A 13,321-nucleotide genomic window follows, 5' to 3' on the forward strand; every position below is an offset into this window, starting at 1 on the left:
TCATTATATCTTAAACAGCTTGGAGCGAAAGACCGGAAAATGCTGAGAAAAAGAGGTGCGTTATGCTGAAAAAAAGGGGAACATGGGGCGACAAGGGCAGTAAGCTGGAATTTGGTTTATTCACACTGCCCGTAATTTTGTGCATTACAATTGCATTTTATATTCCGTTTTTGATGACGATACGCTATTCCCTGACCAAGTGGAACGGCATATCCAAACATCCGAAATTCGTAGGTCTAGATAACTTCAAGCAAATCCTGCTCGGAGACGCTAACTTTGCACATGCAGCCTGGTTTACGATCAAATATGCCATTCTGTACATTGTATTGGTAAACGTGCTGGCCATTTTGCTGGCGCTCGTCCTCGACATGAAGCTCAAAAGCTCGGCCTGGCTGCGCGCGGCTTTCTTTATTCCTTATATCCTCAGCCTCGTCATTGTCGGCTTTATATGGAAATTCATCTTTATGCAAGGTTTTGAATCACTGGGGCACAGTACAGGCTGGGGCATCTTCCAGCTCAGTTGGCTAGGCGAGGAAGGGCTCGCGTTTATTTCCATTTTGGCGGTATCCATCTGGCAATCCATTGGCTTTTACATGGTCATTTATATTGCAGGCTTGCAATCTGTACCTGAGGATCTAAAAGAGGCTGCCATCGTGGATGGGGCAGGGCCGATTCGGAGATTTTTCAGTATTATTTTACCGATGCTCGCACCCTCGATTACGATCTCGGTCTTCATGGCACTCACCAACTCGATCAAGGTGTTCGACGTCATTTTATCGCTGACTGGCGGTGGGCCAGGAGGTACGACATACAGCATTGCGTATGATATTTACCGAGATACGTTCCAAAACAATCTGTATGGCTACGGAACAGCCAAAGCCTTGATTTTATTCGTTGCAGTGCTGGTCATTACGATTATTCAATTGTCTATTTTCAAACGCAGGGAGGTTGAAGCCTGATGCAACGCAGCCGTACGGGACGCATTTTGCTGGAAGCGGGCATGATTGTATTGTCGCTGTTATTTTTGTACCCGCTGTTTCTCGCCATTAACAATTCGTTCAAAAGCTTCGCTGAGGTCATGACCGACGTCATTGCGCTGCCTAAGCAGCTTTCGCTGGATAACTACGTATATGTATGGAAGTTCATTGACTATCCACGCTTATTTCTGAATAACACGATTATTACTGTGCTCGGGCTGGCAGGCATTGTGCTAATATCCTCCATCGCTGCCTATAAGCTGGCACGGACGAAAAGCAAGTGGAGCTCCGCCATTTACATGCTGTGCATTATGCCGATGCTGATCCCATTTCAGTCTATTATGCTGACCGTCTTGCGCCTGGCGAAAGACTTGAATTTGGCAGACAGCACTTGGGGGCTTGGCCTGCTGTACTGGGGGTTTGGAGCCCCGCTGGCAGTGTTTATCTATCACGGCTTCGTGAAAGGCATTCCGGTCGAGATTGACGAAAGCGCCAAGATCGACGGAGCCTCAGGCTTTCGGCTTTTCTTTTCCGTCATCTTTCCCTTGCTGAAATCGGTCACCGCTACTATTGTTATTATCGACGTGATGTGGATATGGAACGATTTTCTGCTTCCGCTGCTCATGGTTAACGGCTCACCCAGCACCAAAACGCTTACGCTGGCTGCCTATACCTTCGTTGGCCAATATACATCAGACTGGCAGTATGCCATGACCGCAATGGTAATGGCTGTGCTGCCCTCCATTATCGTATTTATCTTTCTGCAAAAATACATTGTTAAAGGCGTAGTGGCCGGGGCCGTCAAAGGCTGAGGCAACTACACCCCTACAGATGACCCACAGAGGACTTGCGTAAAGTTTACGCAAGTCCTTTTGACTGATTGGCTCCACCTTCCTTGACATTTTTCCACATAAATGATTTACTAATTTCATTATTCGTAATTATTACGATTAAGTTATCAAACAGAAAGTGCTGCTGCTTTCCTATCTCGCATTACAGTTACTACTGCACAGTCAACATTTTATGAAACTTTCGAAGGGATGAGTGATTACGTTGGCAAACGCTATGGAAAGAGATGAGAAAATACCGGTCACGGTACTAAGTGGTTACCTCGGTTCCGGCAAAACTACACTGCTGAACCATGTACTGAATAACCGGGAAGGCTTACGGGTAGCTGTCATCGTCAATGATATGAGTGAGGTTAATGTGGATGCTGATCTCGTTCGCGACGGTGGAGGATTATCCCGTGTGAATGAGAAGCTGGTGGAAATGTCCAACGGTTGTATCTGTTGTACCTTGCGCGAAGATTTATTAAAAGAGGTAGAGCGACTGGCGCTCGAAAAAAAGTTTGACTATATTCTTATTGAATCCACAGGTATAGGTGAGCCCATTCCAGTGGCCCAAACCTTTAGTTATGTAGATGAGCAAAATGGAATTGATTTGACCAAGCTGACCCGATTGGACACAATGGTCACTGTCGTGAACGCGCCAGAATTTTGGAAAGACTTCTACTCTAGAGACTCCCTTAAGGATCGTGGGCAGGAAGTGGCTGTGGAGGATGCACGTGGCATCGTTGATCTGCTCATAGAGCAGGTGGAATTTTGTGACGTGCTAATCATTAATAAATGCGATCTGGTATCCTTAGAGGAACTCGAACGATTGGAAAAGGTGCTGCGCAGCATTCAACCGAACGCCAAAATCATCCGTTCCGAATACGGCAGAGTGGACCCAAAGGAGATTTTAAACACGCATCGCTTTGATTTTGAAACTGCTAGTCAGGCGGCGGGTTGGATACAGGAAATGAACAAGGATGAACATGTACCGGAGACAGAGGAATATGGCATTGCTTCGTTTGTGTACAAGCGCAAAATCCCATTTCACCCTGAACGTTTGTTAAAATGGCTGGCTCAATGGCCTACTGAGGTTGTACGTTCCAAGGGATTAGTGTGGCTCGCCACGCAAAACCGTACTGCCTTTACATTCAGTCAGGCGGGTAGCTCCAAACAATTCGCACGCGCAGGACTATGGGTGTCTGCTTTGACTGAAGAAGAACGACAATACTATCTCGGTGAAAATTTTGAAAAAACACCCGATTGGGATGAGAAATATGGTGACCGGGTTACCAAACTCGTATTTATTGGTATCGATATGAACCGGGAAGAAATCGAGCGTAGCTTAGATGAGACACTGCTAACCCCTGAAGAATTGGAACAGGACTGGCGCAAGTTGCCTGACCCGTTTACGAAAAACATATAATGAGTTTGAAAAAGCGCCTAAAGTGAGCAACTACCTCCCATCTTAGGCGCTCTGGCCTTATTTATGCTTAACCCATTGCGCGTTATCGATCGGCCAAAAGATCACATCCGCACGTCCGACAATATCCTTGATGGCAACAAAACCAATTGCACGACTATCCCTACTATTATTGCGGTGGTCACCCATTACAAAAATATACCCATCAGGAACCTTGGAATCGGTTATGGTACCGTTTGGAAAGTCCACATTGTTATATAATTCTCCCTTGGCGTGAGCATCTTGGATAGCCTCTTGAATGTATGGCTCCTCTACTTTCTTACCATTCACATAAAGATGATCACCTTGATACTGAATCGTATCTCCAGCCACTCCAATCACACGCTTAATAAAGTCCTTTTGTTCCTTTTTTACATGAAATACAACAACCTCACTTGCCTTGGGGTCACGAAAATCGTAAATCACCTTATTCACGACCACTCGTTCATCTGTTTTGAAATTCGGTTCCATGGATGCTCCCTCAACAATAAATGGCGCAAATAACAGCCAACGTATAATGAACACGAGCACAATGGCAACAATAATTGCCTTAAGCCAATCGATCATCTCCTTGTTCATTCGCGGTCGCTTTTCCTGCAATGGTTCGGAAGTTGAACTTGTCAAATGCTTCCCGCTCTCCATGCGCTAAACCCACCTTTTCTCACAGTTTTATTCCTATTATATGTATAATGTTTAAGTATAATCAAATTTTCCCAGTCTAGCAAAACTGTATTTTTAGTTGAAACAAAAGTGTGAACTTTTTTTCACAATATTAAAAAAACAATAAAAAACTGTTGATGCAAACGTTAACATATATTACACTGTGCATATACTTCTTAGAGCGTTTTGGACTTATGATAGATCAATCTGTCCCCCCAGGAGGTGTCCTGTTTTTTTAATGGAAAGACAGCATGAGCGACTTTTATATGTGCTATCTTCTTTTAAAATATGAGCTCAGATAAGGAGGAATTTACATGTTTAAACGGAATGATCGTTCAAAAAACGGCTTTAACGCTCTAAGACTCGGTGTTTCTTTTGTTTTTGCTTCTTCTTGTCTTATTGGAACCGCTTACGCGGATATTCCATCCAACAACCTCCCCTCTACCACACTCACAGAGGAGGCAGTTAGTGCAACCGATTCAACAACTGTTTCCACCACGTTAGCGGCAGGCGATTTGTATGTGGCTCCAAATGGTAACGTGTCCAATCCGGGTACCATATCTAGTCCTACCACCCTCGAAGCAGCACTGACACAAATTGCTCCTGGCAAAACCATCTACCTGCGGGGTGGTAAATACGCCTACTCCTCAACGATTACAATTCAGCGTGGAAATAACGGCAATAACGGCTCACTCAAAGGATTAGTCGCTTACGGTAGTGAAAAACCCGTACTTGATTTCTCTGCTCAGGCCTTTGGTTCAGCTAATCGGGGACTTCAGCTTAACGGGGACTTCTGGCTGGTGAAAGGTCTTGAAGTCAAAGGTGCCGGAGATAACGGTATCTATATTGGCGGCAGCAATAACCGAATTGAAAACGTCGAGACCCACCACAATCGGGATACCGGGCTCCAACTCGGACGCTACTCCCCTAACGCTTCCACCAGTGAGTGGCCTGCAAACAATTTGATTTTGAATTCCTACTCTCACGATAACGCCGATCCCGATAATGGCGAGGATGCCGATGGCTTCGCGGCTAAACTGACTGTAGGATCAGGCAATGTGTTCGATAACTGCTTGGCAGCATACAACGTAGACGATGGCTGGGATCTGTACAGCAAAACGGAAACAGGCCCTATCGGTGCCGTAACCATTTTGAACAGTGTGGCCCATCACAACGGGCAAACCTCTGATGGAACGTCTACTGCGAACAGTGACGGCAACGGCTTTAAGCTGGGTGGAGACAAAATCAAGGTCAACCATATTGTAAAAAACAGTATTGCTTTCCAAAACAAAAAACACGGTTTCACCTACAATAGCAACCCTGGCACCATTACTTTGACCAACAATACTTCATGGGACAATGGACAAAGCAATTTCGCCTTTGATAAGGGTGAACACGTGTTCATTAACAATCTTTCTTTCGAGGGAACAGCAAGTGATAAAACAAGTGGTACGGATCAAGATAACTCTAACGTCTGGTGGAAAAACAAAAAAACGACGAATGCTAAAGGTCTCGCAGCCAGTGCAGACGACTTTGTTAGTCTCGTGCCTTCCATCACTCGAAGTACAGACGGTTCCATCCAGCTGGGTGATTTCCTTAAGCTGGCCAAAGGAAGCGATCTGATTGGCTCGGGTACTCCGAGCGGAAATATAGGGGCACGGTAAAAGCCCCACCTAATCAGGACGCCTGGCCCATCTACCAACCTAGACCATTCTGCATAATATAGCGACCGGTGATTGTCCTCATAACCAGACAAAATATGAGGTGAACAGATCATGGAACGAAAAATCACATTGAAACATACACTTGCCTATGGAAGCGGTAACATGCTGGGAAGTGGTGCACTTGCTATTAGCGGTGCATGGTTAATGTACTTTTATACAACCTTTTGCGGACTGTCTCCTGTTCAGGCCGCAGCCATTTTCTCTGTTGCCAGCATCATAGATGCGGTCAGCAATCCGATCATGGGCTTTATCAGCGATAACTTTCACCGAACCCGCTTAGGTCGTAAATTCGGCAGACGCCGTTTTTTCATCATGATGGGTATTCCGCTGATGCTCGTGTATCCGATGCTTTGGATAGATGGGTTGGGCTTCTGGTATTACCTGAGTACGTACGTGCTGTTTGAACTAGTGTACACCTCTGTCATGGTGCCGTATGAAGCACTAGCGTCCGAGATGACCCGGGACTTCGGTGCACGCTCCAGATTGACCGGATGGAAGGCCATGTTTGGTAAAATCGCCAATTTTGCCGCCGCTTTTATCCCTGGTCGCTTTATTGCTGCGTACGGCAAAGACTCTCCATTGCCTTTCTTGTATACCGGTCTTGTTTTTGCAGCAATCTTGCTGATTGCCATGGCATTCTTGTACAAAAACTCCTGGGAGCGTCCAAGTGAGGAACTACAAAAGGAACTGGAAGGTGAAGCTCCGCTTTCCTTTATAGATTCCATGAGAAAGTTGTTTGTCGATATTTCCTCTACTTTTCGGGTCAAGACGTTCCGTCATCATCTCGGGATGTACCTGGGCGGCTTTTCCGCTGAGTGGCTGTTTACTTCAGCTTTTACGTACTTTATTGTTTTCTCCTTGTTCCAAAGCTCTGAAATGGTATCCAATCTCAACAGCTTCAACTCTGTCATTCAACTGATTTCTACCTATTTCTTCATCCAATTCTGTGTGCGTAAAGGGTTTCGTATGCCTTTCATCGCCGCACTCGTCGTCGTTTGCTTTAGCGTAGCAGGTTATGGTCTGCTCTATCTCACAGGAGCCTCTAATACGATGATGTGGCTATATGTCATCACACTGTTCATGGGGCTTGGTACGGGTGGCGTCTACTACATTCCTTGGAATCAATACACGTTCCTTGCCGATGTGGATGAAGCGTTGACTGGTCGTCGCCGGGAAGGTATTTATGCGGGTATGATGACTTTTGCCGGAAAAATGGTGCGGGCTGTTGTCGTTTTCATTCTCGGCTGGGTGTTACAGCACTTTGGCTTTGTATCCGGAGCTGAGAGTCAGCCAGTCTCTGCTCAGCACGCTATCTTCTATGTACTCGTGGTGGGTACTATTGTTCTCGCAATCATCGGGATGATTGCTTCTGTCGTAATGAAGCTGGATATTGACAGCCACAAGAAGCTAATCGCCGAGATTGACCGCCTCAAAAACGGTGGCTCCATGAAATCAGCCAAGCCAGAGGCTCGAAAAGTGTTCGAACAACTAACAGGCTTCAGCTACGATCGGTGTTGGGGCAACAATAATGTGGGCTTTAAGAACAAACCCGTTGATCCTAAGACACACACTCCGTCTATGTAACAACAATAACATTACAGATTAAACTTTACTGAAGAGGTGACTGTATCATGGCAAATTCAACATCGCAACCAACAACAAATCCTACAAAAACAGATTCCTGGGCTGTACGTATGAGCGATTCCGTGATTAAACGGAGTCCGGAATTTTATGAAAAATGGGAATATGACCATGGCGTGATTTACAGAGGTTTGGAATGGGTTGGCGAATTGACAGGCGATCCCAAGTATATGGAATATATAAAAAAACATATGGATCACTTTGTTGATGAAAATGGTGTGATTCAGCGCTATAAAGTAGATGAGTATAATATTGACCATGTGAATAACGGCAAGCTGCTCTTCACTCTGTATCGTGCCACAGGCGATGAACGCTATAAAAAGGCAGCCTTCCAATTACGCAGTCAGCTGGAAAAACATCCACGCACAAGCGAGGGCGCATTCTGGCATAAGCAAATTTATCCGTATCAAATTTGGCTTGACGGCTTGTACATGGGTGCCCCGTTCTATGCTGAGTTTATTCGCGAATTCGGAGATCCGTCAGAGTTTGACGATGTGACCCTGCAATTCAAGCTATGCTACAAGCATACGCGTGATCCTGAAACGGGTCTGCTCTATCACGCTTGGGATGAGAAGCGGGAACAGCATTGGTGCAACCCGGAAACCGGCTGTTCCAAAAATTTCTGGGGCCGCTCAATGGGCTGGTTTGTCATGGCACTCGTCGACGTGCTGGACTACATTCCAGAAGATCATGCAGATCGTCCCGTCTTGATTGATATGCTGAGAGAAACACTGGAAGCCTTGCTGAAAGTGCGTGATAAAGAAAGCGGCGTCTTTTATCAGGTGCTCAACCTGGGCCATGTGAAAGGCAACTATCTGGAAGCATCTGCTTCCTGCATGATTCTATACGCTATGGCCAAAGGTGTTCGCAAAGGTTATCTGCCAGAGCATTATCGCCAAGAAGCAGAAATCATCCGTAAAGGTATTATTGATGAATTTATTACGATTACTGAAGAAGGACTTGTGAATCTGAACAAAACAGTACAAGTAAGCGGTCTAGGTGGTAAAGATCGCCGGGATGGTACCTTCGCTTACTATATCAGCGAGCCGATTATAACTAACGATCCCAAAGGTATCGGAGCTTTCATTCAGGCGATGGGTGAAGCAGAGCGCATCTAAATGATGCGGACTATGTACTTTTAAATAGCACAAAGGACGGTGGCGATGAGCCCCGTCCTTTTCTCATATATATCTTACTTCATAACCTTAAATTCATATCCCTGTTTCTTCAGATATTCTATAATTTGCGGCAATGCTTTGGCTGTTTCTTCTTTACCATAAGTGTCATGCATGAGTATGATCGCTTTTTCTCGGCCTTTGACTGACCTCATAAACTGATTAATTAGTGCGGGTGCTTTCTTGGATCTTCCCTCTGCATCCTTCGTTAATACATTCCAGTCCACCTGATGGTAATCCTTTTGAAGTAAAACCTTATCCAGAGCAGCCATTCCTTGTGGATCTCTTCTGTTCCATGTCATGTGCCCCCCGGGGAATCGGATCATTCTGGTGGAGAATTCTGGTCCCAGAATGCTTTTTAAAACCTGATTGTTCTTCTCGATCTCCTGCATAACATGATCCGTATTTACTCGTCTGTTCGGATATAAATACTTATAGTTATGTGAGTACGTATGGTTTCCTATCGCGTGACCCTCTTTGACAATTCTTTTGATAAGGTTCCGGGTATGCTCATTCTCATTGGCTTCTTTTCCTACAATAAAAAAGGTTGCCTTGACCTTTTGCTTTTTCAGAATGTCTAATATTTGGGGTGTGACCGTCACAGATGGACCGTCATCAAAGGATAAGTAGGCCACCTTTTTACCATCGGCTCCATCAGGCATCTTTCCTAGCATTTGCTGATTTAAATATTTTTCAACAAAGGCACCGTCTTCTACACCGGGATCATTTTTTGGAGAGGCTGCTTTATCGTTTGCCCCTGCGCTGGCTTTAACTTTGGATGAGTCCTTGGATACAGAATCTGTTTTTTTAGCAAGCTCCTGAGTCGGCGCATGTGGTTTGCTATCTGAGACCTTTATCGTAATAAAAGTAATGCAGCCTGCCACAAATAATACAATAGCAATCAGCATCAGCCTTCTTTTGTTCCTCTTCAAGCGGTGCTCTCTTGTTCTACTATGTGAATAACCCTTTTCCATTAGATTATGTACCTCCACCCTAAAATAAGAAAAACCACCGGAGCAGGGTGAAAGCGCACCTTACAACGAACATTGGAAAACCGGGAGGTTTGGCCGATGAAAGTTTAAGGTTGCACTTCAACCAGGGGACAGACAACCTACTCCCGGTGGTTTCTTATCTTGCATTTGCATAATTTATGAATATCATTGCGGTTCTGTTCATTAAGATTGCTTCGTTAGGGCCTGAGCCAGTAAAGACGCATAGGCTTTAGCGCCTTTAGGTTTTAAATGTACTCCATCATGCTCAAAATATGAGTTTTTACCGGAGCTTGCTGCATACCAGTCAATCATTGTAATTCGTGGGTCTTGGGATGCAGCTTCAGCAAGATGCTTGTTCACAATGCTCTCCCAAGGCCGAGGTACACGGGTATTCACAAGTATAATATGCTTTGTATCCTTCAGACTGGCGAGCAGATTGGATAGCTGGTCCTTGGTGAAAGCGCCGTTCGTACCCAGCTCAATAATAACCGTCTTGCCCAGCTGTCCGTTCTGTCTCAGTTGCTCCAGTACGGCAGGCGCTTCCGCCATTTGGCGGCCGATCCGTCCATCCACAACAGCCCCTGGGAAGGATTCCTGAATGTACGACTGTACATCGAGCATGACAGAGTCTCCAATGGCAGTCACACTAGAGCCATCGCCTGTCATAGGCTTAGCTTGTTGGGATGTGGTCGAAGGTTCCGTCTGCGTCGTAACGCCATCCGTAGTACCAGCCTTGACTGCCGTATTTTTAGGCGCCTGGGCTTGGGACGAAGCCTTGCTGTCCTTGACTCCTTGCGGCTTGGTGGCTGTAGGCTCCTTGGAAGCTACGGACACCGTTCCGTGAAGCGGCGACATCGCCTTTGCCTTGGCAATTGGCTGCTCATCACTAGATGCTGCCTGCAACGTTGCGTCAGGAGATACCACGTACAGGTGAACGGTACCCACACCAATACCTATACAAAGCATTGCTGTTGCGGTTGTAGAGATCCATCTCCACCGCATCTGCCGACGAACCGCTGAACGAATTCCTGCAATCCAGTGCCGGAATCCATCATGCCGAATCGGTTCCTCGATATATTTAAACGAGAGAGACGCCAGCAGTATGGTAGCCAGCAATTGTATAACGATACGCATCACATGCACACCATCGGTATCCACCTGAGGTGTCGTTAGCGTGATAACTGGAAAATGCCATAGATACAGTCCGTAGGAACGGGCGCCGATCCAGCGCAGCGGCTTGCGTCCAAGCAGGCGACCGAGATGGCTCACCGGGTGTGCCAATGCTGCAACCACAATAGCAGTGACCACCGCAATCCCCAGCAAGCCGCCGCGGTACAGAGCTGGGTCATATTCATTCGAGGCCCACGCCCAGTGGCATAGCAGCAGCAAGCTGATTGCACCGACGCCATCTAGAAGCAAGCGCGCCTTCGCCGAAGCATGCTCTTTCAGCTTGCCGCTTGGCCATACCAAGGCCAGCGCCGCACCAATCAGTAGAGCGAAGCCGCGTGTGTCCGTGCCATAATATACCCGGCTCGGATCGCTTCCCGGTACGTAAATCACGGCCATCAGGAGCGCGGATATTAACGCCAGACAAATCACCCATCCGGCCAGTACAATACGCTTGGGCATGTACTTCAGCCCAAGCGCCAGCAGTAAAGGCCACAGGATATAAAACTGTTCCTCCACCGCCAGCGACCACAGATGCCCAAGCGGAGAAGGAGGACCGAAACTTTCAAAATACGAAACCTGATGGAAAATAAACCACCAATTGCTCATATACACCAATGCGGCAGGTACATCTCCGCGCAAGGCCGTAAGCCGTGACGGATCGAAGAGCAACGAGCACAGGACAATGACAGCCACCACCGTCAGCATGGCAGGCAGCAACCTTCTGGCACGACGCACCCAGAAATCTTTCATTTTAAAACTATGATATGTATCCCACTGACTGACTAGAATATCTGTAATCAGATACCCCGACAACGTAAAAAACACGCCTACACCCAACAAACCACCCGGCAACCAATCCGGATTCAGATGATACACAATGACTGCGATGACCGCCAGCGCTCTTAAACCATCCAAACCTGGCATATAACGACGTTGTGACGACAACCGATTAGACTTCATTTCAGCCGCCGTCCTTCTTGCAAATTCAAGCTCCCTGTCTGTTTCAATGCTCTTCTGCCCTTTCCCTCTCCTGCACACCGTCTGTGCGATGCCCTGTAGCCTTTTCATTCATTATATAAAACTTCATAATCGTAATGATTTCATTGAAGTTAAAATTAATGACAATGTTTTTATTATATCATTCCTTTCCACAGTTAGGTAACCACTGATAGATATACAAAAAAAGGTATCTCTTCCCTTAGGAAGAAAATACCTTTTTTTTAATTCGTGTCTATTAAAATTTGATGATCCCTGAAGTATGAAGGAAGACCAACAACATCAGGATCGGTGCAACATACCGAAGGCCGAACAACCATACACGGAACCAGAAAGGCTTGAGATTGGCATGCTCGCCAGCAGTTTTCCAGTAGTACCCTGTGAATATAACTATCAGTAAGCCGCCCAATGGCAAGAAGATGTTGGACGCTGTGAAGTCAACAAAGTCAAAGAAGGATTTGTCGCCCACCTTTAACTCTGGAACCAATCCCATAGACAATGCAGAAGGAACACCCAGCAACAGACACAGGATCGATACGATGACAACCGAGCGTACCCGGCCCCAACGGAACCGCTCCATAACATAAGCTACGGGTACCTCCAGCAGGGATACCATAGAGCCTAATGCTGCAACCGCCAGCAATACGAAGAACAAACCGCCGAAGAAAGCTCCGAAAGGCATGGCAGAGAATGCAGCCGGTAAAGCAATAAAAACCAAAGACGGTCCTTGGGCAGGGTTAATACCAAAGGAGAAGGTTGTAGGGAAAATGATCATACCTGCGATAAATGCATAGATTAAATCCCCGCCACCCACTGCCAGCATAGCTCCCCCCAGCGATTGTCGACGATCTACATAAGCACCATATGTGACCATGATCCCCATCCCTAGTGAGAGGGAGAAGAAGGCATGTCCCAAAGCAACCAATGCAGATTCTATACTTAACTTAGAAAAGTCAGGATTCAAAAAGAAGGATACACCCGCACCAGAACCTGGCAGCATGAGAGCGTTAATCATCAGCACGAGCAACAGGATGACCTTAGCAGGAATCAAAATTTTATTGAACTTTTCAATTCCGTTCGATACCCCAAGGGTAACCACGACTGCTGTAAATGCAAAAACAATTAACAACCATACCAACGGTGCATAGCCGGAGGAAAATGAAGCAAACTGACCAGCAAAATCATTATTCGAAAACAGACTTCCGCTAAATGCCTCTACGGCATAATGCAGTGTCCATCCTCCTACAATGGCATAGAACGACAAAATAACAAACGGCACGATAACAAACATAATGCTCATCTTGCCCCAAATTGGATGTCCGCCTACTTTCACCATTGCAGAGGCAGCACTTCCTCGACCTGCACGACCAAGCGCAAGCTCTGCTAAAAGCACAGGCAAACCAACAAGCAACAAGCAGACAATAAACAACAAGAAAAATGCAGCTCCGCCATATTGTCCGGTAATATACGGAAATTTCCAGATGTTACCTAGTCCTGCCGCACTCCCGATCGCTGCCAAAATGAATCCAGCCGACGAGAAGCGTTCATTCTTATCAGACAGGTTATTCTGCCCCTTGCCCAAATTCATGGTATCCCCCTCATTCTCTCTACTTACGCATAAACTTGAGCATGCGTACATAAATAATTTTTTCTCATTATAGCGTAAGTAGGATGCGAGGTCATGCATAATTTTT

The 13,321-nt window shown here is 46.2% G+C and carries 10 protein-coding genes; 6 read left to right on the plus strand and 4 right to left on the minus strand.

Going from position 1 to position 13,321, the window contains the following annotated elements:
• Window positions 1-62 precede the first annotated feature (62 nt).
• The 3 genes from MMB75_RS13815 (at window position 63) to MMB75_RS13825 (ending at window position 3,233) form a co-directional block, all read left to right on the plus strand.
• Entirely contained in the window at window positions 63-959 is an 897-nt protein-coding gene (locus tag MMB75_RS13815; RefSeq protein WP_016822645.1) for a carbohydrate ABC transporter permease, read from the plus strand.
• Complete coding sequence (locus MMB75_RS13820; RefSeq protein WP_013373701.1) at window positions 959-1,789, plus strand: carbohydrate ABC transporter permease; 831 nt, start codon at window positions 959-961, stop codon at window positions 1,787-1,789. Before MMB75_RS13815 ends, MMB75_RS13820 begins: the two co-directional genes overlap by 1 nt.
• Before the next feature lie 253 nt (window positions 1,790-2,042).
• Window positions 2,043-3,233, plus strand: coding sequence for a GTP-binding protein (locus MMB75_RS13825; protein ID WP_045244821.1), 1,191 nt, complete (start codon window positions 2,043-2,045; stop codon window positions 3,231-3,233).
• Between the two features lie 57 nt (window positions 3,234-3,290).
• Here MMB75_RS13825 and lepB read toward each other — a convergent pair whose 3' ends face one another.
• Window positions 3,291-3,911 carry a signal peptidase I gene (gene lepB, locus MMB75_RS13830; RefSeq protein ID WP_016822643.1) on the minus strand — a complete coding sequence of 207 codons (621 nt, stop codon included), beginning with the start codon at window positions 3,909-3,911 and terminating at the stop codon, window positions 3,291-3,293.
• 332 nt (window positions 3,912-4,243) lie between these two features.
• Here lepB and MMB75_RS13835 point away from each other — a divergent pair, with 332 nt between their 5' ends.
• From MMB75_RS13835 to MMB75_RS13845, 3 genes are all read left to right on the plus strand, one after another.
• Window positions 4,244-5,593, plus strand: coding sequence for a right-handed parallel beta-helix repeat-containing protein (locus MMB75_RS13835; protein WP_019688971.1), 1,350 nt, complete (start codon window positions 4,244-4,246; stop codon window positions 5,591-5,593).
• 111 nt (window positions 5,594-5,704) lie between these two features.
• Window positions 5,705-7,237: an MFS transporter gene (locus MMB75_RS13840; RefSeq protein WP_019688972.1), complete on the plus strand. Its 1,533-nt coding sequence runs from the start codon at window positions 5,705-5,707 to the stop codon at window positions 7,235-7,237.
• 47 nt (window positions 7,238-7,284) lie between these two features.
• Window positions 7,285-8,412, plus strand: a complete 1,128-nt coding sequence (locus MMB75_RS13845; protein WP_016822640.1) for a glycoside hydrolase family 88/105 protein — start codon at window positions 7,285-7,287, stop codon at window positions 8,410-8,412.
• Between the two features lie 74 nt (window positions 8,413-8,486).
• On the opposite strand, the gene MMB75_RS13850 is transcribed toward MMB75_RS13845, so the two are convergent.
• From MMB75_RS13850 to MMB75_RS13860, 3 genes are all read right to left on the minus strand, one after another.
• Window positions 8,487-9,443 carry a polysaccharide deacetylase family protein gene (locus MMB75_RS13850; protein ID WP_257126461.1) on the minus strand — a complete coding sequence of 319 codons (957 nt, stop codon included), beginning with the start codon at window positions 9,441-9,443 and terminating at the stop codon, window positions 8,487-8,489.
• Between the two features lie 201 nt (window positions 9,444-9,644).
• Window positions 9,645-11,591, minus strand: a complete 1,947-nt coding sequence (locus tag MMB75_RS13855; RefSeq protein WP_456320231.1) for an acyltransferase family protein — start codon at window positions 11,589-11,591, stop codon at window positions 9,645-9,647.
• 274 nt (window positions 11,592-11,865) lie between these two features.
• Window positions 11,866-13,215 carry a sodium-dependent transporter gene (locus tag MMB75_RS13860; protein WP_016822637.1) on the minus strand — a complete coding sequence of 450 codons (1,350 nt, stop codon included), beginning with the start codon at window positions 13,213-13,215 and terminating at the stop codon, window positions 11,866-11,868.
• Between the last annotated feature and the right edge of the window lie 106 nt (window positions 13,216-13,321).

This window comes from Paenibacillus sp. P2(2022) (assembly GCF_029522175.1).
Lineage (GTDB): Bacteria > Bacillota > Bacilli > Paenibacillales > Paenibacillaceae > Paenibacillus > Paenibacillus polymyxa.

Bases quoted from the DNA above. Each gene is read 5' to 3' on its own strand.
- MMB75_RS13860 (WP_016822637.1), bottom strand. From the start codon at position 13,215: ATGAATTTGGGCAAGGGGCAGAATAACCTGTCTGATAAGAATGAACGC.
- MMB75_RS13820 (WP_013373701.1), top strand. From the start codon at position 959: ATGCAACGCAGCCGTACGGGACGCATTTTGCTGGAAGCGGGCATGATT.
- MMB75_RS13835 (WP_019688971.1), top strand. From the start codon at position 4,244: ATGTTTAAACGGAATGATCGTTCAAAAAACGGCTTTAACGCTCTAAGA.
- MMB75_RS13815 (WP_016822645.1), top strand. From the start codon at position 63: ATGCTGAAAAAAAGGGGAACATGGGGCGACAAGGGCAGTAAGCTGGAA.
- MMB75_RS13845 (WP_016822640.1), top strand. From the start codon at position 7,285: ATGGCAAATTCAACATCGCAACCAACAACAAATCCTACAAAAACAGAT.
- MMB75_RS13855 (WP_456320231.1), bottom strand. From the start codon at position 11,591: ATGAAGTCTAATCGGTTGTCGTCACAACGTCGTTATATGCCAGGTTTG.
- MMB75_RS13825 (WP_045244821.1), top strand. From the start codon at position 2,043: ATGGAAAGAGATGAGAAAATACCGGTCACGGTACTAAGTGGTTACCTC.
- MMB75_RS13840 (WP_019688972.1), top strand. From the start codon at position 5,705: ATGGAACGAAAAATCACATTGAAACATACACTTGCCTATGGAAGCGGT.
- lepB (WP_016822643.1), bottom strand. From the start codon at position 3,911: ATGGAGAGCGGGAAGCATTTGACAAGTTCAACTTCCGAACCATTGCAG.
- MMB75_RS13850 (WP_257126461.1), bottom strand. From the start codon at position 9,443: ATGGAAAAGGGTTATTCACATAGTAGAACAAGAGAGCACCGCTTGAAG.